This is a genomic window from Mahella sp. (assembly GCF_020054945.1).
In the GTDB taxonomy this organism is placed as follows: domain Bacteria; phylum Bacillota; class Clostridia; order Mahellales; family Mahellaceae; genus Mahella.
The window spans coordinates 1-24,379 of record NZ_JAIHAU010000031.1 but is presented as its reverse complement, the minus strand read 5'-3'; the positions used below and the strand labels follow the sequence as shown (position 1 = coordinate 24,379).

Genomic DNA, 24,379 nt, shown 5'->3' with positions numbered 1-24,379 from the left:
CCATATATTAAAGGACATCTCCATAACCTAACTCCCATTTAATGATCAAATTGAATGAGCGATTTTATATCGCAGTCCTTGAATTCACTCAAACGTTCTCTACCGCCGAGATCGGTCAACTCCATAACAAAACGAATGGCTACCACCTCTGCGCCAAGGCTTTGCACGAGCTTGACGACCGAATAAGCCGTGCCGCCTGTGGCCAATAAATCATCAGCCACTACCACTCGTTGGCCGGGTACGATAGCGTCTCTATGAATCTCCAGTACATCGGTACCGTATTCAAGTTCATATTCGTATTTTATCGTGGCAGCCGGTAATTTACCCGGCTTGCGCACCAGTACAAAACCGGCATACAACTCATAAGCCAAAGGTGCCCCGATAACAAAGCCTCTGGCTTCCGGCCCTACCACCAAATCTATATCATCTAATCCGGCTGCCAATTCTTTTATGACGTGATGATAGGCTTCCTTATCCTTAAGCAAAGTGGTTATATCCTTAAAGCTTATCCCTTTTTTAGGAAAATCAGGCACTACACGTATCTTTTCTTTTAATCCATCCATGGCAAACCCCCCACTTTTCAGTTATATTTAATTTTAACATATTTTTCGAAATCTTTAAATGCTTTTTGTAAACGTTCCATAGCGCTATAGATAGCATTATCACGCAAATTCATCTTTTGGCTGTAAGGTAGCATGCATATGTATACCATGCCATCGGGCAGCATGCTATATCTAAGCAAGTTTAATTGCTGGAAAATATCCAATCCCTTCATTAATTTATATGCATTAATACCGGCGGCCTCTATTAAAAGATCGGCTTTTATGTTATATTGTGCCGAACGGCGCGCCGCATATCTGAGTGCCTTATAAAGGCCCTCCATATCACCGCGCGATAAAGTCCACTGCTTCAGCATTTCAATATTATCTTTTAGTTGATCGGCCCCGAAAATTATATGGAGTTCCTGATCGGTTATTTTATCAGCTAATTTCAAAATATAGCTCGCGCTGAAAGGTACATCATATAGTATTACATGGGTAAACGGTTTAAGGTTTAATGTCGATAGTTCGGCATTAACCAATATGCAGTTATATACCACCGCGTCATTGCCGGCCGAGTTGTAATGCATATCCATGATTTCCAATGTTTTGCGTTCCCTCAACATGTGCAACAGATGAGCCAGTTGACCCTGTGTATTGACCAGTATCAGATTATTGATATTGCCGGATACATGCTCGATCAACCATTGATCTCTTTGTTCCGTATGAACATTCGATTCCAATATATCATCTATGGATGACGCATCACCTGATATTTCAACATTATCGGCTATAAAGCCATCGGTTATATTATCGTAGTATTGGCATATAAAAGCGTCCAAATTTTGCTTATCGATAGATGGTCTTATATGGGCTGCTTTTAGTTGTACTTTTTGTACGCCGTTCCATGTATTAAGCTCTAAAGAGCCTATAACGTCCAATCTCTGACAGCAACACAGTTCTTGATATTTATTGCCGTTACGAAATGCTATACAGTCGAGATCGGCTCCATCCTGTGTCAGACACAGTTTTAAATGGGCTTTATCGGCACCAACCTCTCGCATATCCTTAAACGGAGCTGCGCCTATCAGAAATACGGGCTCCTCATTAGCCTCCCCAAACGGTTCCAGAAGGCTCAATTCGTCCAATGTAGCGGGCGAAATATCTTCGATATTTATGCCGGCATCATAATAGATAAGCGGCATGACATCTTGAGGCGAAAGTACATCGGATAAGACATCATTGAGCTTTCGGCGCAAAGCATTAACATCCTCTTCCAGTATTGAAAATCCGGCAGCCTGCGCATGGCCGCCGAAAGCTACAAAGTATTTTCTGCATTGAATCAGTGTTTGATAAAGATCCAAGGACGGTATGCTGCGCGCCGAGCCATGACCCATACCATCGGACAGGGCTATCATAAGCACCGGCCGATGATACATCTCGGCCAGCTTGCCCGCCGCTATACCTATCACGCCTTGATGCCAGCCCTCTTTAGCCAATACTATGGCAAAATCACGCCTTAAATCCACGGTATCATCGATCATCCCGACGGCCTCTTGAATGATCTGCCTCTCTATCGACTGGCGCTGGCGATTGTCGGCATCCAAATCCTTGGCCAATGCCGCGGTTTCATCCGTATCTTGGCTCATAAGCAACTTTAAGCCTTTTATAGCACTGCTCATACGTCCGGCAGCATTCAACCGCGGCGCCAACTGAAACGCTATATGTTCGGTATTTATGCAGCTTATATCATCTTTTAAGCCTGCTGCCTGCCATAAAGCCTTTATGCCCAGCCTCGGATTATCCTTTATGCGCTGCAGGCCGTATTTTACTATTACCCTATTCTCACCCACAAGAGGCACTATGTCGGCCACTGTACCCAATGCTGCTACGTCTATATAATCCATAGCAGCATCCAAGCCTATCAGCGCGCATGCCAGCTTAAATGCCACGCCTACACCGGCCAATGAGGCAAATGGGTAGGTTGCATCAGGCCTGTGAGGATTGACCACTGCCTGAGCGTCGGGCAATTTATCCGAGCAATGGTGATGATCGGTCACCACTACCTGCATACCAAGCTCGCGCGCCAATTCTGTCTCTTCCACGGCAGTTATGCCGCAATCCACCGTTATTATAAGGCCTATACCCTGATCATGGAGCTTATATATAGCATCGCTGTTTAAGCCATAACCTTCGCTAAACCTGTCAGGTAAATAGGGTATGGCGTCGGCCCCCATATCATGCAATACGCTCAACATTATAGCGCCGGATGTTATGCCGTCGACATCATAGTCCCCGTATACGGCTATTTTAACGCCATCTTGAACAGCAGCCTTTATGCAATGCACAGCGGCGTCCATATCGGGTAAAACATACGGATCATGCAGCTGCGATAAAGACGGGTGCAGAAATTCAGCGGCGGATATTTCATCGGTTATACCCCGCTGCCACAATAGTTGAGCTAAAAGCGGCGATATATTCATCTTATCCGACAAGGCTTGAATCTCATCGCGATTTAGACCCGAATTTACAGGCTTATATATATACATTTCCCACACCCTTAAGCAAAGCGGCAGGCCTAAGGCCTACCGCTTATGAACCGCTGCCTTTTCCATAGCATCCCTTTGGGTCCACGTCGCCCATATCGGACTGGCTATAAATATGGAAGAATATGCGCCGCTAACAAGACCTATCATAATGGGTAAAGCAAACTCTTTTATAGACGGTACGCCCAATATATACAGCGCCGTTATGGTAAACAGCGTGGTGAGAGTAGTGTTTATCGAACGAGCCAATGTCTGTTCAATGCTCATATCGGCCAATTCAAACGGGCTCATCTTCTTTTTGCCTAACTTACGTCTGTTCTCACGTATGCGGTCGAATACCACTATGGTATCGTTTATAGAATAACCGACTATGGTGAGCACTGCCGCCACGAAAGGCGTGTTGATCTGCGTATTGGTTATGGCCACCGCAGCCGACATTATGAGCACATCGTGTACCAAGGCTATAATAGCGGCCACGCCAAAGCGTATCTCAAACCGTATCCATATATATATGAGCATCAGAACACAGGCTATGGCTATGGCATATATCGCGTTGCGCGTAAGCTCGCCGCCCACTGTGGGGCCCACCTTCTCGATTGAAAGCACCGCACTGTCATCGATGCCATATTTTTCTTTTATATCGTTTAATATCTGTGCCTGCACTTCATCGTCATTGGGCACAGAGGCTATACGTATCAACACCTCTTGGTTGTTATCCCCTGCTTGCGACACATAGGCATCTACATTATGAGCTTTTATCATAGCCCTTATATCCTCGACATCATAGCTTTTGCCTATGTTTACCTCCATCAGCGTGCCGCCGCGGAAATCTATGCCGAAATTCAAGCCTCTTATCAGCATAAAGGCAATGCCCACCACTATAATGGCTATGGATATACTATACCATATCCATCTTCTCTCTATGATTTTCATTGGGCTGTGACCTCCTTTACGCCATAGACTTTAAGGTTTTTGATGCCGAAATCCATTACCAGTTTTAACAGATAACGCGTTACCACCACAGCGGTAAACATGCTGACTGCTATACCTATGATCAATGTAACGGCAAAACCTTTTATAGTGCCTGTACCATAAAAATAAAGCACAATTCCCGCTATTAAGGTAGTTATATTGGAGTCCAATATAGCGCTCAGCGCCCTGTGAAATGCGGCATCCAGCGCTGCTCCGAGGGTTTTGCCGGCCTTTAGTTCTTCTTTAAGGCGTTCGAATATGAGCACATTGGCGTCCACTGCCATGCCTATCGATAATACTATACCAGCTATGCCTGGCAGGGTCAGCGTAGCACCAGTTCCTGCCAGCACTAAAAACACCAATAATATATATGTTATCAGCGCTACATCGGCTACCAGGCCGGGCAATCTATAATACAGCAGCATAAACAATAATACCGCCGCCACGCCTATGGCGCCGGCCAATACGCTGCGTTCCATCGAGCACGATATTTATGATCTTATTTATATTGGCTTTGGTTGCCTCGGCAAACTTTTTTGCGCCTTCATCGTTGAGCTCCAACGCCACCACGGGCTGAGTAATGCCACTCTCATCCGTGCCGTATTGAGGTTTGGCTGAACTCACATCGCTGCCGGTAATTACGACGTTGCCGGTTTCATCCTTAAACTCAAGCTTTGCGGTACGCCCGAGCAAATCCTGCGCCTCTTGCGGGTCAGTGGTGCCCGGAATCTCGACGCGTATACGCTTTTCACCTTGTTTGGCTATAGTGGCCTCGGTAAGGCCTTTGCTGTCCAGTCGATTTCTGAATACGCCTATAACGCCGTCCATCTTGCTGTCCAAATCAGGTTCGTTGTCCGATACCTGCGCTTCATATACTAGATAAACGCCACCGCTTAGATCAAGGCCCTGTTTTATAGCGCTTCCCAGCGGTTTGACGATGTATATACCTATATTCAGGCCCGCTATGGCTATATAGGACACGATGGCTAAAATTAAAATAAATACTATGAGGATAACCAAGCTCCTCGTTTTTCGGTTCAACTGCTTTATACCTCCCTCTGCATTTATTACCATGATATTATACTTCTTATCGCGTGAACTCGTCAATGCCTGTCCTCATTCAAAATTGCCTTTATAGCCAAAGCGCACTCTATGCGTTTCTTCTCCATAGCACAATACAGCTCATACGGCCGAGTTATATCGCCGTTAAACATATAGGCATTGGCCGCACAGCCGCCGCTGCAGTAAAAACGCGCCCAACATTCCCGGCACTCCGGCTTATTGTATATGTTGCACCGGGCAAAACGCCGCTGCATATCGGCGTCTATGCTGTCGTCCATAACATTGCCCATTATAAAGTCGGTATCGCCCACAAATTGATGGCAGGGATATATATCACCAGACGGTGTCACGGCCACATACTCGCTGCCGGCACCGCAACCGAGCAAGCGCTTGGCCACGCACGGGCCTTGCTCCAAGTCGATCATGAAGTGAAAAAAATTAAATGGTTTGCCATGGCGCATGTGATCCAAATATTCATCCACCAATTTATCGTATTGTTCGAATATATATGGTAAATCATCCTTGGTCAGCTCGTAAGGCTGATCCTTGACTACCACCGGCTCTACCGAAACCTGATCGAAGCCCTGCTCGACCATGTGCATAACATCCTCTGCAAAATCTAAATTGCGTTTTGTAAAGGTACCGCGTATATAATAATCACCATGTTGCCGATCAGCCACCAATGACTTAAATTTAGGTAGTATTATATCATATGTGCCCTTGCCGTTTACGGTTTTGCGCATGGCGTCGTTGATAGCCGGTCGGCCGTCCAAGCTTAATACCACATTGTCCATATTATCATTTATATATTTGATTTTTTCTTGATTTAGCTCGATGCCGTTGGTGGTCACAGTAAAGCGTATATGCTTGCCGCTGCTTTGCTCCAATTGACGGCCGTATTCTACTATATCCTTCATGACATCGAAATTCATAAGCGGCTCGCCACCGAAAAAATCCACCTCGAGATGCCGGCGGGAACCGGAATGACGTATAAGGAAATCCAAAGCCGCCTTGCCCGTATCGGCCGTCATCAGCATACGCCGCCCGCCGAAATCGCCTGTGGATGCAAAACAATAATCGCAGCGCATATTGCAGTCGTGCGAAAGATGAAGGCACATAGCTTTTACGACGACCGGTTTATCATCGTTTTGGGTAAAAGCATCATAATCCTTATCGTCGCTATACAACATGCCGTCGGATCGCAATTGATCCAATTCGGACAACGTTTCGGCGATATCGGCTCTTTCATATTTATATGCAAGTTTATCTATGATCTGCTCATTATCCATTGTCCCATAGTACTCTAATATATCCCATGCCAAGCGATCGACGCTATGCACAGCACCGCTGTTAACATCTATCACCATGTAGATACCGCTTTGATAAAACCTGTGAATTTGTTGCATTATCTCTCCCTCAATAGAATATAATAATGCCATCCATCGAAGATGAATGGCATTTCAGAATTAGTTGTTCTGGCATACTTGATTGGCTACTGTGCAAGAGGTCTTGCAAGCCGACTGGCAGGATGCCTGGCATTCACCGCAACCGGCTTTGGACAAAGTATCCTTTAGCACAGCTTTGTTCAATGTCTTTATATGTCTCATTCTTCATCCCTCACTTTGCATTGTTTGTTTTTACTGCATTATCATCATTTGCTTTTTAATGTGACGCCTATTATACCACCTATCGCTCCCGCAACAAAGGCCATGAAAGCATCGTTTAGCATGGCGCTAAACGATACGGATTCAGAGGAAACTATAGAGGTTATAACAAGAGCAAGCAATATGTAAATTAATCCGGCTATGCCGCCTTTAAGCCAGCCTCTGGAATTCGTGGCAAAAGAAGCTAACAAGCCTGCTATAGCCACGCTTATAATCTTTATCGTCTGTACCGTCGGCGGTATAGACGATTCCTGCACGTTCGAGCTGTTTATGACAACAGCAAATATTATAAAACACAAAAGCGATATGACTACACCCCATAGAGCGCTTCTTATTATAATCCATGTGTCGTATGCAGAAATCCAACGCTCTTCGACAGCCCTTCCATGCCTGTAATTAGCCATATATATTCCCCCACATCTTATTATCAGTAATAATCTATGCAAAGGATATGAGGGAATATTACTGTTTCTTCTAGTCCGCGGTTTCTGGCTTTTCTACTTCTTTTACAGCCCATCGAGCTATGACGAGTTTGGTCTTATCGGTACCCGTTTCTATAGTTAGTACTTCATCTTTTATGGATATTATCTTACCATATATACCGCCTATAGTAGTGATATTATCGCCTACTTTTAACGCCTCCAGCATTTGGCGCGTTTCCTTGTCCCTTTTCTGCTGTGGTCTTATAAGCATAAAATAAAAAACAACCACTAACAGTATAAGCGGAAGCAAGCTGGCTATCAAAGCTCCGGCACCACCTGCCGGTACTGTTCCTTCAGGCACACTAACCCCTCCTTTCTTTTATTCAAGGCATGATAATTATACCATGATAGCAATCGATTTATCAACTCAAAGTTTCGCTTTCTGCAATTCGCAATATAGCATCACATAGATACGACGAATATTAGCAATACTACCGCTTCTGTGATTTCGCACGCGGCGCCAAGCGTATCCCCTGTCATGCCGTCTATTTTAAACTCCATATATTTCGTAAACGATACCGATGTTAAAAGTTCAGCCGCTAAAAGCACCAACGCCGCATATCCTATCACCGGCACAGCTATAGCCAAGGCTATAACCGCAGTCCAGAGCATCTGCAGCCAATCCGTTTTATCTATAAAATGCTGTCCCAGTCCGCCCTCGGCCCTCGCATATCGCGATATGGCAGCGGCTGTAACTATGCCGGTTCGGCCCAGTACAGGAGCCAACAGCAATGCGTCATATGCGGCGTTCCCGCTCATCTCGGACAACGCCGCTATTTTAAGTATAAGGATAGAGGCTATGGCCACTGCGCCTCCGGTACCTATGCGGCTATCCTTCATAACAGCCAACATGCCCCTTTTGTCTTTATTGCTTAGAAGGGCATCGCATACATCAGCCAGCCCATCGAGATGAAATGCACCGGTTACAGCCACTCCTGATAAAACCGCCGCAACAGGAGGCAACAATCCGCTCGCTGTCAGGCTGAAAATATAATATGCCGCCGTCATCAATGCCCCTACGATAAGACCTACAACGGGGTAGAATAGCATGCTCTGAGCAAAGTCCTGTTCATCCACATCCAATTGTAGCGATATGGGTATTTTGGTCATAAATTGTACGGCCAGTATAAACCTCTTAATCCATCTTACAAGCCACATATCATAAGCCACCTGTGGCGCCGGGCTTAAGCTTGAGCGGTATGCCCGATACAATAAAGTATACCTCATCGGCCTGCGCCGCAATGAATTGATTCATCCTGCCTGCTATGTCACGGAATATACGGCCCAGAGGATAATCGGGAACCAACCCCATGCCCACCTCATTGGATACCACTATAAGATCGGCTTTGCCATCTTTCGCTGCATCGAGCATTATCTTTATCTCGGCTCTTACATCATGCTCGATGGCATCGGTCTGCTCGACGGTACAATGATCCCAATCTATGTCATGTTCTAACATAAGGTTGGTAACCATTATGGTTATACAATCCAGCAATACTACGCTTTTATCAGTACCATTTATTATATCCCCTATGCCTTTATATGATTCATATGTAGTCCATCCGGACGGTCGGCGCAGCCTATGCAAGCGTATCCTCTCTTCCATTTCGGCATCGGTGGCAATAGATGTGGCTATATAAGCCACATCGTCGCCATACTGCCGCGCCAATCTTTCGGCGAAAGCGCTCTTACCGCTCCTGGCTCCTCCGGTTATAAACGCGATCCTACCCATAGCCCTTACGCGCTGCAGGCGTGGCATGAGCCACAACCGCCGGCGTTGCAACTATTGCTCGATGAGGCTGTGGAAGCACCGCCTTTTATAAAATTGACGTTCTTAAAAATTTGATTCACATCATAGCTGCCACAGTGCGGACATGCTATTTTGCCTTCTTCTTTTGTTCTTATGCTTACCATCGTGGTAAATTCATTATTACAATGTTTACATTTCATATCATAACTTGGCATAGTAATTTCACACCTTCCTTTCGAAATCCGCATCTATTATAACACTTTATATCGGCCGACTCAACGGTTTAAGCGATACCCATGCTATAAACGCTGCCACGGCGCCTACCGTTGCTGTAGCTAAAAAGCCGCCGGTCAAACCTGCGGAATCGCTTATTATACCTACCAAAAACGGCCCCACGAACATGCCAACGGCATAAATAGCCTGGAAAAAGCCCATAGCCGTAGCCCTCTTATCAGCCTCCACCGTCTTTATACTCAAGCCCATAAGCACAGGGAAAACCATACCGCGGCCAAAGCCCCCTATAGCCTGGGATATGTATAAGCCGGACATGCTGCGCGTAAACGGTATTATAGCGGCACATACAGCCACTATGGCGAATCCAATTGTCACAGTGCTCCTCTCACCAAGACGTGTTGCAAAAACCGAGCCTACCAAAGTAGAGGCCAGCATATAAGGCAATGTGGATATAAGCGTTAAAAGACCCATCTCGAATTCTCCGGCACCTATGGATTGTGCATGCACCGTAGTAAAGCCGAATACCGTGGCAAATGTGACAAATTGCGATAATATGGCCAGTCCGGATACAGTAAGCAAGCCGGCGCTTTTGCCAACTTTAAGGAGCTGTTCCACCTGTATCGGTTGCTTCGATGGGACACGAGTCTCGCTAACAAACAGGCTGGCGACCAGACCTACGGCTCCCACAATAGCGGCCAGTATAAAGGTGGACTGCCAGCCCACGCTTTGCGCCAGCCACCCGCCTGCAAATGTGGCCAGCATCTGGCCCAAAGAATTGAAGGCGTTTATAGTACCTATGGCCTTTTGTGCCTGCCCTTCATCGAAATAGCTGGAGAATAGCACCGTAAACGCCACCCACGTAGAGGCAGCCGCACCCGCCAATCCTCGGAATATCAACGCTCCCCACACACCGGGCACCAGCCACAAACCCAGGGCGCTGCCCAAAGACAGTAACATGCCCAGCGACACAAATATTTTGCGTTTCCGCAGTCTATCCGATATAATGCCTAATGGTATACGCAATAACAATTGCGTAAGACCGTAAGAACCGACTATAAGGCCAGTCATGGTATGGCCGGCGCCTAGTGATTCCACATATGGTGTAAATATGGGTATATAGGCATATAGAGAAAACCAATAAAGCGCCGTTATTATACAAAATAAGACTACCGAGTTACCCTTAGGCTTGACCGATGCATTTCTATCGTCTAACATAATCGTTCCCCTTCAAACATCTTTATATGATCTCTGTTGCTTGACAAATGCCGCCATAAGCGCCATACCTGCTATAAACGCCAATGTTACCAGTATAAACGGTACGCGAGGGTCTATGGTATATGTCCAGCCACCTATAACGCCTGCCGGCGATATGCATACCAGTATGAATACCGTAAGGATAGAAAATATCTTAGCCCTATTTTCATCATCTATAGCATTGGCCACCGCCGCCTCCAGATACGGATTGGCTATAATAGCACCGGCTGCCGCTAATATAGTGCTTATAATTACCACTAATATATTACCGACAGGCGCTAATATCAGCACAATATTAGCCACAATAGATATGCTGAAACCGAGCATCATATACCTTTCATATCTCTCAGCGTTAAACCTCGGCACAACTAAAAACATTAGAATTAACATAGCTACCGAAGATACAGCCGGAAATACCGATATAAGGGCATCATTGAGCTTCAATGCATCTACTAAATATATGGATAAATAAGTCCCGCGCATCGTCATCTGAAAGTTGTTCAATATGTAAACGCCGAATATAAGCATGAGCGGCCTATTGGATAGCATCAGCCTTATTGCATACCCGTACTCGGCCAAACCTTTTTTCAGACCTGCTTGCTGGCTTTCCTGCCGCTTTCTTATACCTATCTCGGTTTCATGAGTGGCTTTATTCCGGCCTAAAAACATGGTAATCATGCTTATGCCTGTTATAACATACATAATTCTCATAGCCGGTATCAACGTATAATGCCTAACCAGCAAACCTCCCAAAGGGGCAAAAAACCCAGCCAATACCCCTATAAGTTGTAATACGGTAAATACAAAAGAGCGGTCTTTCGGATCGGTATCTTCTACCAGCAAGCAATACCAAGCCGTATTGGGCACCTTCTGGAAACCGTTTATTATAGCCGCTACTAAAAAATACCAGAAGTTCTGTGCTACAGCCCATATAAAAACCGGTATACCCCAACTCATGATATCAAACACCAATAATGCGGGCCTGCGACCCATCCTGTCGGTCAGATATCCGCTTATAAACGAAGAAAATATTTGCACCACCAGAGATATAGATGTCACTAAGCCTATCTGTGTCTCACTTAAACCGAGCTCGAGCATATATACCGATGCATAGGTAGCGTACATATTAAACGGTATAACAAAAAGCGGCTCAAACATAAGACATCCTCTGGCATTTCCCTTTATGCGTCTAAACACTCAAGCACCCCTTTACATAAGCATATTGGTAATAGTATATATCATAAGTTGAGAAAATGCTAGAGGCGCTTATATATGAAAGGCATGGGGCAGAAGCTCTTTTATATTATGGCGCTGCCAGCTGCCGTCAGCAGTACAAACGAATATGTCTATATCATGACTGAATTCCCATATGACTTGCCGGCATATGCCGCACGGGAATACATAATCCTCATCATCGCTAACAATAGCCAGAGCCCTAAAACTGCTATGTCCCTCGGATACGGCTTTAAATATAGCCGTCCTCTCGGCGCAATTAGACGCACCATATACAGCGTTCTCTATATTGCAGCCGCTATATATATGGCCGGATTGCGTCAGCAATGCCGCGCCTACGCGAAAATGCGAATAAGGCGCATAAGCACGCTCGCGTGCCTCTTTGGCCTTGGTTATAAGCATGTCCACATCGAGCATAATATCATTCTCTTTCTAGTCCAAGTGATGATAACACCATTTCTTCTCTTTGGCGCATAATCGCAGCTTCTTCTTCATCCTCATGGTCATAGCCTAAAAGGTGGAACATACCGTGCACGGTCAAAAAACCCATTTCACGATAGAAAGAATGGCCGTATTCCTCAGCTTGTTGAGCAGCCTTCTCGACCGATATTGCTATGTCCCCCAATATAAGATCGCCGGTATCCATATTTATATCCTCGACCGGCTCATCCTCGTCGCTTTCATAATCGATGGCCGGAAAGGACAAAACATCGGTTTCTCTGTCGATACCCCTGAAATCTCTGTTCAATTCCTTTATTTGTTCATTGTCTATAAGTATTATACTGATTTCTACGTCCGGTCTCAGTCCCTCTAATTCGATAGAACGCTTTACAACCTGCTCCAGCAAGCCATACACCTCATCCCTTATCTCCATAACCGACTGCCGGTCGTCTATAAGTATATTCATCAAAAATTGGCGCAGGAAACCCCATCCTCCGCAGTATGGAGAGGAATGCGCCTTTGCCTCCCTTCATATTTGTCCGCTATATATTTTCGGCTACGGCTGTGAAGGCGGATCATCGTTTTTCTCATACACTTCATATGCCTTTATCACACGTTGTACCAGCTCGTGACGCACTACGTCTTTTTCGGTAAGATAAACGAATTCCACACCCTTTACATCGCGCAGCACACGAGCGGCATGTATAAGACCCGACATCTTATCGTGCGGAAGGTCTATCTGTGTTATATCGCCCGTCACCACCATCTTAGACCCGAAACCCATACGCGTCAAAAACATCTTCATTTGTTCAGGCGTCGTGTTTTGCGCCTCGTCCAATATTATAAATGCATCGTCTAGCGTCCGGCCGCGCATATAGGCCAGTGGTGCCACTTCTACAGCACCCCGTTCCATCATCTTCTGAAAGCTGTCCACGCCTATTATATCGTACATGGCATCATATAACGGGCGCAGATACGGGTCAACCTTTTCCTGTAGATCACCTGGCAAAAAGCCAAGCTTCTCTCCCGCTTCCACAGCCGGCCTGGTCAATATGATGCGTGCCACCTCTTTGTTTTTAAAAGCCACCACCGCCATAGCCACCGCCAGATACGTTTTGCCCGTGCCGGCCGGTCCTATGCCGAATACCAGGTCGTTGTTGCGGATAGCATCTACGTAGGCTTTCTGGCCTATGGTCTTGCATTTTATCTGTTTGCCTCTATGAGTCACACATACTACATCGCTGAGTTTTTCTTTTATAAAGGTTTCATTTCCTTCTTTTGCCAAGTTTATGGCGTATTGTATGCTCATCTTATCTATCGCCTCGCGGCGCTGTATCTTGACCAACAAATCATTTACCACTTTTTGGGCCAACATAACCTCTGCTTCGGTCCCCTCTATCCTAAGCTCGGTTCCACGCGCCACAATCCGCGCGCCGGTCTGTTCTTCTATCAGTTTGGCATTTTCATCAAACGTCCCAAATAAACCTGCTATCTCCTCCATGCTATCGACGTTCAGCTGTATTACCACTATTGCTTTCCTCCTCTATAGGTATCTGTATCGCCTGTTCCTGATCGATGCGTTCTATTACTTCCAATAAAGCATCGGCATGTATCGTACCGTCATCATTCATTCTGAAGGTTACAGTTTCATCAGCTATTTCTTCCACCTCTTGCGGCAGATTTTTATTTGCGTCTTCTATAGCCAATTGTTGTACTTCCTTTTGCACTGTCTCTATGTCTTGAGTAGTCGTTTCCTCTATAGTTTCATAATATTCTTCGGTAATCATTTTCACCGGTATTCCTATTTTGTCCAATGATATGTTTACTACTTCTATTTTATCATAACTTGAGTAAGTTATATCCGGATCGCTTATATTTATTTTTCTCTCCCCTATTATAATATATTTTTTACCCATCATGTTGCCGGTACGCCTCTTGCGTACCGACACAGTCGGCGCCTCGGCATGCCCTTCATACCACCTGCGCGCCAACACCTCGCCCATGGCATGTACGTAGCGCGTATCCACGCCTTCCTTCTCTATAACCCCTGTAATGAGGAGTTGGCTTTTTTTAACCGTCTGGCCCACCTTCACCACAGACTGACCCTGCATGACCGTAATTTTGCTTATGACACCGTCCTTACTTGCCACTACATCACACGGTTGATCTATATCGATGCGTTCGGGCGGCATAACAGCTTCCACGATGCGCACTATAGCCTTGGTACCCCTTAATTCTATGCCAATCCACGATAACTCGGGCATCTTGATAAGCATATCATTCTCAATATCGTTTATAGATAAATCCTCTCTGCGTATGCCCGGCTTCAAGCCGCTGTCAGCCAATTCATCCAAAATGCGTTGTCCGGATATACGCGCATTGCCGTTTATTTCCACTGTCCATATAAACGAGGATAATATATATATTATAACAAAAAATAATATAAATCCAGCTATAAACATATATCGGTGCTTAAGGCGCGAAAATAAAAAAGGCAACCCGCGTTTAGACAATATCTCTATACGGCAATGCGTTATATACGATATTGAAATAAGCTGCTTTAATCCTCTTATGCTTATACGCGCTTTAAGTATGCTATAGGATTGGCGTTTGACATCCCACAGGTGAATGCCACGCTGAAGGCATAAATTTATAAACTTCTCCAGCGACATTCCTTCTACTTTGATGATAACATATCCAAAAATATAATGCCATATAGCAGATACAAACATATTTACACCCCGCGGTTATATTTGTCATAGAAATTCTATAGATGTTAACTGACCGCTGACCAGTATCTCTTCCGTCTCGATGGTCTTTATGGACATGTCTTTGCCGGTCAGCCTTATGATACCTATAGTGGAGTTTACGCGTATCCGCTCAGGCGTATATTCTATAATCCCTTTATGATTCTCTATATAAAGCTGCGTCTTACCCAGTGCTATCAATCTTGGCAGGTCCAATACCACATCCTGTGGTAAATCCAGCATGCCGGATAAAAATGACTTTAATTGTTCGGACGAACGTTTAGGCATACATTTCAACTCCTTCTTCATAAATGTATGCGCTGTCATTTAAAAAAAGAATAAGCCCATCCATATGGACAGGCTTATGCGATCATCTTCTATACTTCTCCGATTTAGGAGGTCCTAATACCTCCATCATCACCATCGCGCGTTTCAACTCGCCGCCTTTGACACGCAATTTGAAATCATCGCCATCGCGCCTGGTACCGGATATGACTTTTTGGCGCAGTCCCGACTCCGGTTGTTTAGGCGATGAAGTAGCGGAAACGGCTATAACAGTCGCTTTGTCAGCAGATGCCGGCGCAGGCTTAAACGCGCTTTTAGGCGGCGGCATCTTATGCTCTGCTTTATTATCGTCATTTTTTTTGGTGTTTCTATCACCCATTACAGATATTATGATACCTATCAATGCGATAACAGGTATAAGCCATTCATCCATAGCCTTTACCTCTCGTCCTCAGGTTTCTCGGGTTTATTTTCCTCGGCTATGGCATTGCGCATCTGCGTATCAGACAGGATATTCTGCATATGGTAGTAATCCATAACGCCGAGCTTGCCTTCGCGTAAAGCCTGCGCCATAGCCCGCGGCACCTCGGCCTCGGCCTCGACCACCTTGGCGCGCATCTCCTGAACCCGCGCCCTCATCTCCTGCTCCTGGGCCACCGCCATAGCGCGGCGCTCTTCAGCCCTGGCCTGCGCTATATTCTTATCGGCCTCGGCCTGATCCATCTGCAATCTCGCGCCTATATTCCTACCGACGTCTACGTCGGCTATATCTATGGAAAGTATCTCAAAAGCCGTACCTGCATCCAAACCTTTGTCTAGTACTGTCTGGGATATTGAATCAGGATTCTCCAGCACCTCTTTATGATTTGCGGCTGAACCCACAGTTGTAACTATGCCTTCACCCACACGGGCTATGATGGTCTCTTCTCCGGCACCGCCTACCAGACGATCGATATTGGCGCGCACGGTTACGCGCGCCTTTGCGATGACCTCTATACCGTCTTTTGCGACCGCCGATACCTGAGGTGTTTCTATCACTTTGGGATTAACGCTCATCTGGACGGCCTCCAGCACATTTCGGCCGGCCAGGTCTATAGCTGCCGCTCGCTCAAACGGCAACGGTATAGCCGCTCTTTGCGCAGCTATCAGCGCATTGACCACCCTGTCCACGTTACCGCCGGCCAGGTAATGCGCCTCCAGCTTATTTACATCGACATCTATACCCCCCTTGGTAGCCTTGATGAGCGGGTTTACTATGCGAGCCGGCACCACCCTTCTCAAGCGCATGCCTATAAGCGTAATTATGCTTATATGCACCCCCGCGGCCAAAGCCGATATCCACAAGCCCAGCGGTACAAAGCTTAAAACCACTATTGCCAGTATAAGTATGATTATTAGCGTTATTAACCATCCCATAAAAAATTTCCTCCATCTCTATTTATTTATTGCTCAACTATCTCTTCCACCACTATACGCGGACCTTCTACCTTGATTACACGCACCCTAACGCCTTTATCGATAAACGCACCTTCGGATACTACATCGACGCGTTTGCCGTCTATTAAAGCCGTACCGGCCGAGCGCAGCGGCGTGACTGTCACACCGGTTTTTCCTAGATAATCGGCAGATGTAGTGGTACCGATAAACCCGCTCTCCCCCCTTTCAGCCATCGATAATATGAGGCGATCAAACAAACGGCTTCTGGTAAAATACTTAAACGCCAACGGCAATCCCACCGCACATATGGCTATAGCCACTACTATAGATATAATGGCTGATGTAGGCGTTGGCGATGCAAAAAATATACTGGCTATCACAGCTATTATGCCTCCTATACCCGCCGCACCCAGACCCGGTGCGGAGGCTTCTATGAGCAACAGCACTATACCGGCTATAAACAGTAATATAGCTTCCCATCCGCTATAGCCCGCCAACATATTGCCTCCAAAATACAGCGCCAGGGATATGATGCCTATGGTTCCAAATATACCGAATCCTACCGTGAATATCTCTATAAGCAAGGACACTATACCTATGCCCAGCAATATAGGGGCAACCGCGCTACTGCTTATAAAAGCCGCCCATTTCATGCGCCAATCTGGTTCTATATTTTTCACAGCATATCCGTTCATGTCATATTCTGTTAAAATATCATTTATATCAGTTAATACCGCTTCAGCGTAACCTATCTCCAATGCCTTGTTGGCCGTCAAATCCAACAATTTTCCTTTCTCCACCAGTCCGGGTATTTCTATATCTTTATCCACCATAGCAGCCACCACTTGCGGGTCCTTGCCACGCTGCTCGGCGGTGGCCATGAGCTCGCCCGACCATGCTGCTATATTTTTTTCGGTATTGGGTATGGTCTCGGCGGCGCCCATATGGCTGGCCGGAGCCATGACCAGATGATCCGCCGCTATAGCTATAAGTACGCCGGCGGACAATGCACGTTTATTCACATATGATATTACAGGAACCGGCGAATCCATTATAGCATCCTTCATATCCATAGCCGACTGGACATATCCGCCCGGCGTATCTATATCGAGTATTATCGCAGATGCGCCTTCCTCGCCCGCCTGTTCTATGGACGATGATACAAATCCCGCCATAGCCGGCGTCACCTCGCCTTTAACCGGTATCACATATACTGTATTGTCAGCAGCTAAAGCCGATAATGGCGCTGATATCACAGCACTTAGAATAACCATATATACTGTAATTATAAGCAGCTTTTTCATACAATCCTCCTAAAATCTCTTTTTGTCGTTCAGCAGTAACCTAGCTACTACACTGGCATGATCAGATATGCCCAGTGGATTTACATAATATTCTACAGACGATATGTCGTCGGTTACCCATATATAATCTATGCGCACATCAGGCGCATTATCTCCATAAGCATAGGTGGCTACATCACCCTTGCCAAGCAATACTGCGACATCTTTCAGTCTATCGGATATACCGCTTATCTCATCCGAAGAATAAACGCTGTTGAAATCGCCTAATAAAATAGTAGGTTTATCGGCTTGTTCTAATGCGGCATTTATAGCATCTATTTGCTTAAATCTATCCTCGCGCGATAATCCCAGATGAGTAGCCCACACATTGTAAATATCATTGCCCACAGCAATTTCGGTCTTCAGCAACGCCCTAGGCTCTATGCTGTTTCCGGGTAATATCATGTTCTCTTGTTTTAATATAGGAAAAGCGCTTATTACGACGTTGCCGTATTCGATACCCAATATATCTATTGTTTTCCCATAAGCATAATACATGGATAATTGGTCAGCTATGTATTTGACTTGATCCTTGAACCCCGAACGAGGCATATGTCTATCTACTTCTTGAAGGGCTATGATCTGCGCTCCTGATGAATGTATCTCCTGAACTATACTATCCAAATTATCATGGCCGCTCATATCGCGGCCATGATGTATATTGTAAGTTATAACCGTAATGCCGTCCTGAACGGCTGAACTGGAAGTCATGATCATCTGTTTGCCAGCTTGAGCATGATGCGTATTTTGAGCATAGAAAGGGGCATCGGCCGTGATAGACACAGTCAATAATACAATGGATATTATAAAGACAAACCGCTTGGCTAGACTCACGCCATCGCCCCCTATACCATAAAACTTATAATACACAAAATACTGATATCTATATTATCAGTTTAACATATAAAGAAACTTTTGTCTACACTGAAAATCCCATCAAATCCACAAATATATCCTGAAAGTCGCGGCGCGTGGATAACTCTATATAATGTATCTTATCCCTGACAGCCTCGGCCTTCTTCATATACTGCTGCGACATGAGGCACATCTTGGCGCCGGCACCCGCTCCATTACCAATACCGATAATCTTGTCGCGAAGTTCCATAGGCAACAAGCCTATATTGCATGCGCTGTTGTAATCTATATAATTGCCGAAACCGCCGGCCAGATAAACGTGCTCTATTTGATCCATCGTTATGCCGGCTTCTTTCATCAGTATGCGCACACCGGCGGCAATAGCGCCCTTAGCGAGTTGCAGCTCACGCACGTCCTTCTGGCATATGACAATGCTCTCACCATTATCCATGTACGCCAAAAGCAACGCGGGTTTATTATCTATCTCAATTATCCTGTCGGCAAACGCGGTACCTGCAAGCTCGTCGCGCGTCTTTATGCGGCCGTATTCATCTATTATGCCGGCTTTGAGCATCTCCGATATAGCGTCTACTATACCCGATCCGCATATACCTATAGGCGGTTCTCCGCCTATAGTAGTAAAGTTTATACCGCCATCCATAGTTATCTTGTTTATAGCCCCTTTAACACCGCCTATGCCGTTACGTATCTGCGCTCCTTCAAACGCCGGCCCAGCCGCTGCGGAACAGGTATAGATCATATCCTTATTGCCCAAAGCTATCTCGCCGTTAGTACCTATGTCTAACATCAGACTTATCGAATCCTGTTGCGCCATATCGCATGCCAATATGGCAGCCACAGTATCAGCGCCCACATAACCGGCCACATTAGGTACTTGATAAACATACCCGTTTGGATTTATGCCGATGCCCGCATCCTTTGCTTTGACGGAATAACGTTTGGCTATAACCGGTGTAAAAGGCGACGTGGCTATATATTTCACGGGTAGCTCAAATAAAAGATGCATCATCACCGTATTGCCTACCACAGCCACCTCGTATATGTTATCGCGCGATATATTGTTTTTACTGGCAAACACTTCTATCATATCGTTTATATCATCTATTATCATACGGCTTAATTCTTCCAAGCCGTGCTCATTGTTTATAGTATAGTCTATACGCGATATAACGTCTGCCCCACGGCTCCTCTGCGGATTTAAGAATGAATAAACGTCCAGCTGAATCCCTGTATTCATATCCATAAGAAATCCGACCACCGTCGTAGTGCCTATGTCTATAGCTATACCGTATTTGTGCGCCGTCGTATCCCCGCCCTCTATATCGATCAATTCATCAGCTACAAAAGTGGCTGTAATATTAAAATCGTTGCTCCTCAATATATCAGGCATACGGCGCAATATGCTTTTGTCCACATCATCGCTCACATTTACAGCGTCCTCTATGCGCTTTAAATCACTGCGTTGATCTGATATCGACGGCTTGGGCAGTACCAGGTGATACTTGTATATATCCGGCTCCAATGCAAACGCAGACGACACGCTGTCGGTCATTATACGGGCCTCTTCCTCCATATTCACGATAGCTATCTCCATATCCTCGGATACTACTATAGCACAAGCCAAATGGTAACCCATCTGTCGTTCCAGATATGAAAGGCTATCCATTTCTCCCGCCGTATAATAACCCAATGTTTTATCGCCTTTGAGCACCTGTACCTTGCATTTACCGCAAAACTGCCGTCCGCCACATGCCGAAGGTATCGGCACATCGTTATCCCTTAGTAATTTGAGCAGATTTTGCCCATCTTGCGCCTGCAATAGCACGTCATCGTCATCCATTTTTACAACCACGTTAAACAAAGCTTAACCCACCTCTCTCATAAAACAGCCCTTTATAGGACACATATCGCAGTTATGTGATGATTTTGATATCGGTATATCTTTGCCTATACCATATATACCCGATATCGACTTGATAGGCATCATAAGGCATGAATCGGTCAATGATACGCCTATAGCCGACGCATCCACAAGTTCAAACAGCAGTTTCTGCTGTTCGATATTCCAATCGCTGTGGCCCGGGCTGAGCATGCCAGTTATTCCCTTGCCCTCCTTTTTAACCCTATTTACTAACTTAACCCAAAATTGCTTATTCATGTTGTCTATAGCGTTATCGGCTATAGAGTCCAGTGCCATTGCTCTTAAATAATCCCATTGGGCAAAGGCTTTGTTTATCTCTTCCGGTAGCTTGGGTCCAATGGTAGATACCAGCACTATCATTGTATCACAGCCCTTCATATATGTGGATACAAAGCGGCTCTCCCATGCTTTGCCGTCGGAGATATATACCTTTTGCCAATCCTCATCTACTTTTATAGGATATTCTTCATATATCAACGCAGGTTCCAGCAATCCTTGCACCGCTTCTATTTGAGCATCGACATCGGCCTCTACAACCGGCGATACATCTCCAGGATTTTTATAGCCCATATATTTAAGCACATTTGCCTTATTAATCTTTATTTTGAAATTTTTCAATATCTTCATCATCACTATCACCTTAAGCCTTAGTAGCAAAAAAGCAGCCGAAAGCTGCCTCTTTGTCAAATAAATGCTATTTGCCTATAAGCTCCTTGGCTAGATCAGCTGCGGATGCAGCATCAGGAGCATATCCGTCAGCCCCTATTTCATCGGCAAAGTTCTGTGTTATAGGTGCACCGCCTATCATTATCTTTACACTGTCCCTCAGACCAGCTGCTTTTATCGCCTCTATGGTATTCCTCATCGACAGCATAGTAGTGGTCAACAGCGCCGACATTCCCACTACCTGAGGTTGATGTTCTTTTATGGCCTCCACGAATTTCTCCGGCGATACATCGACACCGAGATCTATAACTTCAAAACCAGCACCCTCCAACATCATGGCCACCAGGTTCTTGCCTATATCATGAAGGTCGCCTTTGACAGTACCGATGATAACCTTGCCTATAGTTATATTACCTTTTTCAGCTAACAACGGTTTTACGATATCCATACCGGCATGCATAGCCCTAGCTGCTATAAGTACCTCGGGTACATAGACCTCATTGCGTTTGAACAATTCGCCTATTTCTCCCATACCCACTATAAGGCCATTATTTACTATTTCAACCGGATCCACGCCTTCAGCCACTGCCGTCTGCACCAATTCTTTAACCTTAGGCGCATTGCCAGCTTTAAGCGCGTCCGCAATAGCACGAAAATCTGCCATCTATATGCTCCTCCTAACTTGTTCTTTTAATTTTATATATCCAACCGTCCCTCACGAAAAGCGGTGATATAATTCAAACAATACGGATCCTTATCTTTCAACAACTCTGCGGCGTATACAAACGACATAATCCTTTTATCCAACGGATCCAGTATAGCGCTGTCCAATCCTGCCCCGATAGCCAATACCAAAAAAGCCTGATTTATAAGCTTACGTCCGGGTAGACCGAACGATATATTGCTCAAACCGCACGTGGTGTGCACGCCGGGGAATTCTTTCATAATTCTCGATATGGTATCCAATGCTACCACGCCATAATGTGAACCCGTTCCTACGGGCCTTACCATAGGATCAAAATAGATATCCTCTAATTTAACACCCTCTTTATTGAGGTCCTCAACCAGGCGTTCGGCTATGGCAAGCCTTTCATCAACCGTTTCGGGCATACCGCTATCATCCATGCATAATGCCACCACAGAGGTGTTATACTCTACTACCAACGGCAATATAGCATCGTAACGCTCCTTTTCAGCAGTTATGGAATTAACCAATGGTTTACCGTTTTTATTGGCAGATAATGCCCTCTTTAAAGCGTTCGGATTCGGGCTGTCTATACACAATGGCTTATCGGTTACTTGCTGCACCGTTTCTACCAGCCACTGCAATAATTCCGGTTCTTTGGTTGAAAACGTGCCGCAATTCACATCTATATAATGCGCACCGGCTTCTATCTGTTTCAAAGCCACATCCTGTATAGCCTCAGCATCCTGATTCTCCACTGCTGGTTGTATAGCCTTGATACTGGTATTTATCTTCTCACCTATAATTATCATACATACACTCCTCTCCCAATGTGTAAACATCCTTATCATGTATAATTTACTTATATTATAGCATATTATAGCAGCATTATACCGCTGTGTCTTAATCATTCTCATTACACAAACCAGTATATCATGCTTGCGGATAAGCTTCCATAGGCAATTATCCAATGCTACAGGCAACAAATTGTCTATGAAAAACAAACTCCAGCCAAGTGTAAAAAATGAGCCTGGTTTCCCAGGCTCATTCTATCTCAGCTACTTTCTTAAACGTGGCTTTTAAATCATTATAAAGCTGTTTATATATGTCATAATACTTATCATATATAGCTAGATTATTCTCTAAAGGTTGTTGCACCCCTGTTATACGTATGGTGGCCTCACAGGCCTGCGGCACGCTATCATATATTCCAGCTCCCACGCCGGCCAGCAGCGCTGCGCCGAATGCTGGACCCTCACTGGAATTGATGGTTGATACCGGATTATGGAAGTTGTCGGCCTGCATCTGGCGCCATAAGCTGCTGCGGCCACCTCCACCCGAGGCTCTTATCTCATTTACCTCAGCGCCCATTTCTCTTATTATCTCCAAGCAATCTCTCAAACTATAGGCTACACCCTCCATAACAGCCCGGAACATATCCTGCCTTGTATGCATAGCAGACAAACCGAAGAATACGCCCTTGGCATAAGGATCCAGATGTGGTGTGCGTTCGCCCATGAGATATGGTAAATATATAAGCCCTCTACAGCCTGCAACAGCTTGAGCAGCTTCTTGGGTCATTATATCATATGGATCATTATTTAAGAAGACGCTCAGCTCTTTCTCCATGCCGCCAAAATTATTCCGCATCCACTGCATCGACAAGCCGGCCCCCTGTGTAACGCCCATTATATGCCATGTATTGGGTACGGCATGGCAAAATGTATGCACCCGTCCTTTCGGATCTATGCGCACATCATCAGTGTAAGCAAATACTACACCTGATGTACCTATAGTAGATGATACAATGCCTGTCTTAACTATATTTATGCCGAGTTTATCCAACACTTCGTCGCTCCATCGCCTGTGAGGAACATCTAAAAACTGCATACCGCTAGCATCCGATACTTCGGTGGCAAACTCGCCAGTTAATTTGAACCTTATGTAGTCCTTCGGCAGAAGTATTTTGTATATTTTCTCAAAAATATCCGCCTGATGTTTTTTTACCCACATGACTTTGGAAGCTGTGAAACCCGTTAATGCCGGATTAGCCGTTATCTCTATCAGCCTCTGCCTGCCTATTATGTCGGTTATTTCATCGCATTCAGCTTGAGTACGCTGGTCACACCATATGATAGCAGGCCTTAGTACATTACAATCTTTATCCAACAATACCATGCCGTGCATTTGTCCAGTCAAGCCGATACCTTTTATATCGGCAGCATCGACGCCGCTCTTAGTT

General features: G+C 45.4%; 26 protein-coding genes and 1 pseudogene. All 27 read right to left on the bottom strand.

The window, feature by feature from the left end; all coding sequences use genetic code 11:
• Positions 1-38 precede the first annotated feature (38 nt).
• On the bottom strand, positions 39-563 hold the full coding sequence (locus tag JG770_RS07165) for an adenine phosphoribosyltransferase (RefSeq protein ID WP_291957051.1): 525 nt from the start codon (positions 561-563) through the stop codon (positions 39-41).
• Positions 564-580: 17 nt separating this feature from the next.
• Positions 581-3,088: a single-stranded-DNA-specific exonuclease RecJ gene (gene recJ, locus JG770_RS07160; RefSeq protein ID WP_291957048.1), complete on the bottom strand. Its 2,508-nt coding sequence runs from the start codon at positions 3,086-3,088 to the stop codon at positions 581-583.
• A gap of 36 nt (positions 3,089-3,124) precedes the next feature.
• Entirely contained in the window at positions 3,125-4,018 is an 894-nt protein-coding gene (secF, locus tag JG770_RS07155; RefSeq protein WP_291957046.1) for a protein translocase subunit SecF, read from the bottom strand.
• Positions 4,015-5,164: pseudogene (locus tag JG770_RS07150) on the bottom strand (preprotein translocase subunit SecD). Before JG770_RS07150 ends, secF begins: the two are co-directional and overlap by 4 nt.
• On the bottom strand, positions 5,161-6,525 hold the full coding sequence (gene scfB / locus JG770_RS07145; protein WP_363320955.1) for a thioether cross-link-forming SCIFF peptide maturase: 1,365 nt from the start codon (positions 6,523-6,525) through the stop codon (positions 5,161-5,163). The pseudogene JG770_RS07150 and the gene scfB overlap by 4 nt, the downstream one beginning before the upstream one ends.
• Positions 6,526-6,585: 60 nt before the next feature.
• On the bottom strand, positions 6,586-6,726 hold the full coding sequence (scfA, locus tag JG770_RS07140) for a six-cysteine ranthipeptide SCIFF (protein WP_013780552.1): 141 nt from the start codon (positions 6,724-6,726) through the stop codon (positions 6,586-6,588).
• A gap of 44 nt (positions 6,727-6,770) precedes the next feature.
• Positions 6,771-7,187 carry a TIGR04086 family membrane protein gene (locus JG770_RS07135; RefSeq protein ID WP_291957038.1) on the bottom strand — a complete coding sequence of 139 codons (417 nt, stop codon included), beginning with the start codon at positions 7,185-7,187 and terminating at the stop codon, positions 6,771-6,773.
• Between the two features lie 70 nt (positions 7,188-7,257).
• The gene (gene yajC / locus JG770_RS07130; protein ID WP_291957037.1) at positions 7,258-7,566 is read right to left on the bottom strand and encodes a preprotein translocase subunit YajC; all 309 of its coding nucleotides are present in this window, start codon (positions 7,564-7,566) and stop codon (positions 7,258-7,260) included.
• A 101-nt stretch (positions 7,567-7,667) separates the two neighbouring features.
• The gene (cobS, locus tag JG770_RS07125) at positions 7,668-8,423 is read right to left on the bottom strand and encodes an adenosylcobinamide-GDP ribazoletransferase (protein ID WP_291957035.1); all 756 of its coding nucleotides are present in this window, start codon (positions 8,421-8,423) and stop codon (positions 7,668-7,670) included.
• Position 8,424: 1 nt separating this feature from the next.
• Positions 8,425-8,997: a bifunctional adenosylcobinamide kinase/adenosylcobinamide-phosphate guanylyltransferase gene (cobU, locus tag JG770_RS07120; protein WP_363320956.1), complete on the bottom strand. Its 573-nt coding sequence runs from the start codon at positions 8,995-8,997 to the stop codon at positions 8,425-8,427.
• A gap of 5 nt (positions 8,998-9,002) precedes the next feature.
• Complete coding sequence (locus JG770_RS07115; RefSeq protein ID WP_291957030.1) at positions 9,003-9,230, bottom strand: FmdB family zinc ribbon protein; 228 nt, start codon at positions 9,228-9,230, stop codon at positions 9,003-9,005.
• Positions 9,231-9,276: 46 nt separating this feature from the next.
• Positions 9,277-10,464, bottom strand: a complete 1,188-nt coding sequence (locus JG770_RS07110; RefSeq protein ID WP_291957028.1) for an MFS transporter — start codon at positions 10,462-10,464, stop codon at positions 9,277-9,279.
• A gap of 12 nt (positions 10,465-10,476) precedes the next feature.
• Positions 10,477-11,700 (bottom strand): MFS transporter, encoded by a 1,224-nt coding sequence (locus JG770_RS07105; protein WP_291957025.1) that lies wholly within the window; start codon positions 11,698-11,700, stop codon positions 10,477-10,479.
• A 69-nt stretch (positions 11,701-11,769) separates the two neighbouring features.
• Positions 11,770-12,153, bottom strand: a complete 384-nt coding sequence (locus JG770_RS07100; protein WP_291957023.1) for a cytidine deaminase — start codon at positions 12,151-12,153, stop codon at positions 11,770-11,772.
• 4 nt (positions 12,154-12,157) lie between these two features.
• Positions 12,158-12,643, bottom strand: a complete 486-nt coding sequence (gene ybeY, locus JG770_RS07095; protein ID WP_291957088.1) for an rRNA maturation RNase YbeY — start codon at positions 12,641-12,643, stop codon at positions 12,158-12,160.
• 90 nt (positions 12,644-12,733) lie between these two features.
• Entirely contained in the window at positions 12,734-13,678 is a 945-nt protein-coding gene (locus JG770_RS07090) for a PhoH family protein (protein WP_291957086.1), read from the bottom strand.
• A gap of 1 nt (position 13,679) precedes the next feature.
• Positions 13,680-14,909 (bottom strand): sporulation protein YqfD, encoded by a 1,230-nt coding sequence (gene yqfD, locus JG770_RS07085; protein WP_291957021.1) that lies wholly within the window; start codon positions 14,907-14,909, stop codon positions 13,680-13,682.
• A gap of 24 nt (positions 14,910-14,933) precedes the next feature.
• Entirely contained in the window at positions 14,934-15,212 is a 279-nt protein-coding gene (gene yqfC / locus JG770_RS07080; RefSeq protein ID WP_291957018.1) for a sporulation protein YqfC, read from the bottom strand.
• Between the two features lie 82 nt (positions 15,213-15,294).
• Complete coding sequence (locus JG770_RS07075) at positions 15,295-15,642, bottom strand: hypothetical protein (RefSeq protein WP_291957016.1); 348 nt, start codon at positions 15,640-15,642, stop codon at positions 15,295-15,297.
• Between the two features lie 5 nt (positions 15,643-15,647).
• On the bottom strand, positions 15,648-16,625 hold the full coding sequence (gene floA, locus JG770_RS07070; RefSeq protein ID WP_291957014.1) for a flotillin-like protein FloA: 978 nt from the start codon (positions 16,623-16,625) through the stop codon (positions 15,648-15,650).
• A gap of 26 nt (positions 16,626-16,651) precedes the next feature.
• Positions 16,652-17,950, bottom strand: coding sequence for a nodulation protein NfeD (locus tag JG770_RS07065; RefSeq protein WP_291957011.1), 1,299 nt, complete (start codon positions 17,948-17,950; stop codon positions 16,652-16,654).
• A 9-nt stretch (positions 17,951-17,959) separates the two neighbouring features.
• Positions 17,960-18,823: an endonuclease/exonuclease/phosphatase family protein gene (locus JG770_RS07060; RefSeq protein ID WP_291957009.1), complete on the bottom strand. Its 864-nt coding sequence runs from the start codon at positions 18,821-18,823 to the stop codon at positions 17,960-17,962.
• Positions 18,824-18,908: 85 nt separating this feature from the next.
• Positions 18,909-20,717 (bottom strand): ASKHA domain-containing protein, encoded by a 1,809-nt coding sequence (locus JG770_RS07055; protein ID WP_291957083.1) that lies wholly within the window; start codon positions 20,715-20,717, stop codon positions 18,909-18,911.
• A 12-nt stretch (positions 20,718-20,729) separates the two neighbouring features.
• Positions 20,730-21,416 (bottom strand): vitamin B12 dependent-methionine synthase activation domain-containing protein, encoded by a 687-nt coding sequence (locus tag JG770_RS07050; protein ID WP_291957006.1) that lies wholly within the window; start codon positions 21,414-21,416, stop codon positions 20,730-20,732.
• Positions 21,417-21,480: 64 nt separating this feature from the next.
• Positions 21,481-22,116, bottom strand: coding sequence for a corrinoid protein (locus JG770_RS07045; protein WP_291957003.1), 636 nt, complete (start codon positions 22,114-22,116; stop codon positions 21,481-21,483).
• 32 nt (positions 22,117-22,148) lie between these two features.
• Positions 22,149-22,949, bottom strand: coding sequence for a methyltetrahydrofolate cobalamin methyltransferase (locus tag JG770_RS07040; protein WP_291957000.1), 801 nt, complete (start codon positions 22,947-22,949; stop codon positions 22,149-22,151).
• Positions 22,950-23,181: 232 nt separating this feature from the next.
• Positions 23,182-24,379: xylulokinase (locus JG770_RS07035; protein WP_291956999.1), on the bottom strand; the 1,198-nt coding region annotated here is incomplete at its 5' end.

Coding starts and splice junctions, on each gene's coding strand:
- yqfD (WP_291957021.1), bottom strand. CDS start 14,909: ATGTTTGTATCTGCTATATGGCATTATATTTTTGGATATGTTATCATC.
- secF (WP_291957046.1), bottom strand. CDS start 4,018: ATGAAAATCATAGAGAGAAGATGGATATGGTATAGTATATCCATAGCC.
- cobS (WP_291957035.1), bottom strand. CDS start 8,423: ATGTGGCTTGTAAGATGGATTAAGAGGTTTATACTGGCCGTACAATTT.
- JG770_RS07100 (WP_291957023.1), bottom strand. CDS start 12,153: ATGCTCGATGTGGACATGCTTATAACCAAGGCCAAAGAGGCACGCGAG.
- JG770_RS07110 (WP_291957028.1), bottom strand. CDS start 10,464: ATGTTAGACGATAGAAATGCATCGGTCAAGCCTAAGGGTAACTCGGTA.
- JG770_RS07165 (WP_291957051.1), bottom strand. CDS start 563: ATGGATGGATTAAAAGAAAAGATACGTGTAGTGCCTGATTTTCCTAAA.
- scfB (WP_363320955.1), bottom strand. CDS start 6,525: ATGCAACAAATTCACAGGTTTTATCAAAGCGGTATCTACATGGTGATA.
- JG770_RS07040 (WP_291957000.1), bottom strand. CDS start 22,949: ATGATAATTATAGGTGAGAAGATAAATACCAGTATCAAGGCTATACAA.
- yqfC (WP_291957018.1), bottom strand. CDS start 15,212: ATGCCTAAACGTTCGTCCGAACAATTAAAGTCATTTTTATCCGGCATG.
- JG770_RS07050 (WP_291957006.1), bottom strand. CDS start 21,416: ATGATGAAGATATTGAAAAATTTCAAAATAAAGATTAATAAGGCAAAT.
- JG770_RS07045 (WP_291957003.1), bottom strand. CDS start 22,116: ATGGCAGATTTTCGTGCTATTGCGGACGCGCTTAAAGCTGGCAATGCG.
- JG770_RS07115 (WP_291957030.1), bottom strand. CDS start 9,230: ATGCCAAGTTATGATATGAAATGTAAACATTGTAATAATGAATTTACC.
- scfA (WP_013780552.1), bottom strand. CDS start 6,726: ATGAGACATATAAAGACATTGAACAAAGCTGTGCTAAAGGATACTTTG.
- JG770_RS07135 (WP_291957038.1), bottom strand. CDS start 7,187: ATGGCTAATTACAGGCATGGAAGGGCTGTCGAAGAGCGTTGGATTTCT.
- cobU (WP_363320956.1), bottom strand. CDS start 8,997: ATGGGTAGGATCGCGTTTATAACCGGAGGAGCCAGGAGCGGTAAGAGC.
- JG770_RS07090 (WP_291957086.1), bottom strand. CDS start 13,678: ATGGAGGAGATAGCAGGTTTATTTGGGACGTTTGATGAAAATGCCAAA.
- recJ (WP_291957048.1), bottom strand. CDS start 3,088: ATGTATATATATAAGCCTGTAAATTCGGGTCTAAATCGCGATGAGATT.
- JG770_RS07065 (WP_291957011.1), bottom strand. CDS start 17,950: ATGAAAAAGCTGCTTATAATTACAGTATATATGGTTATTCTAAGTGCT.
- ybeY (WP_291957088.1), bottom strand. CDS start 12,643: ATGAATATACTTATAGACGACCGGCAGTCGGTTATGGAGATAAGGGAT.
- floA (WP_291957014.1), bottom strand. CDS start 16,625: ATGGGATGGTTAATAACGCTAATAATCATACTTATACTGGCAATAGTG.
- JG770_RS07075 (WP_291957016.1), bottom strand. CDS start 15,642: ATGGATGAATGGCTTATACCTGTTATCGCATTGATAGGTATCATAATA.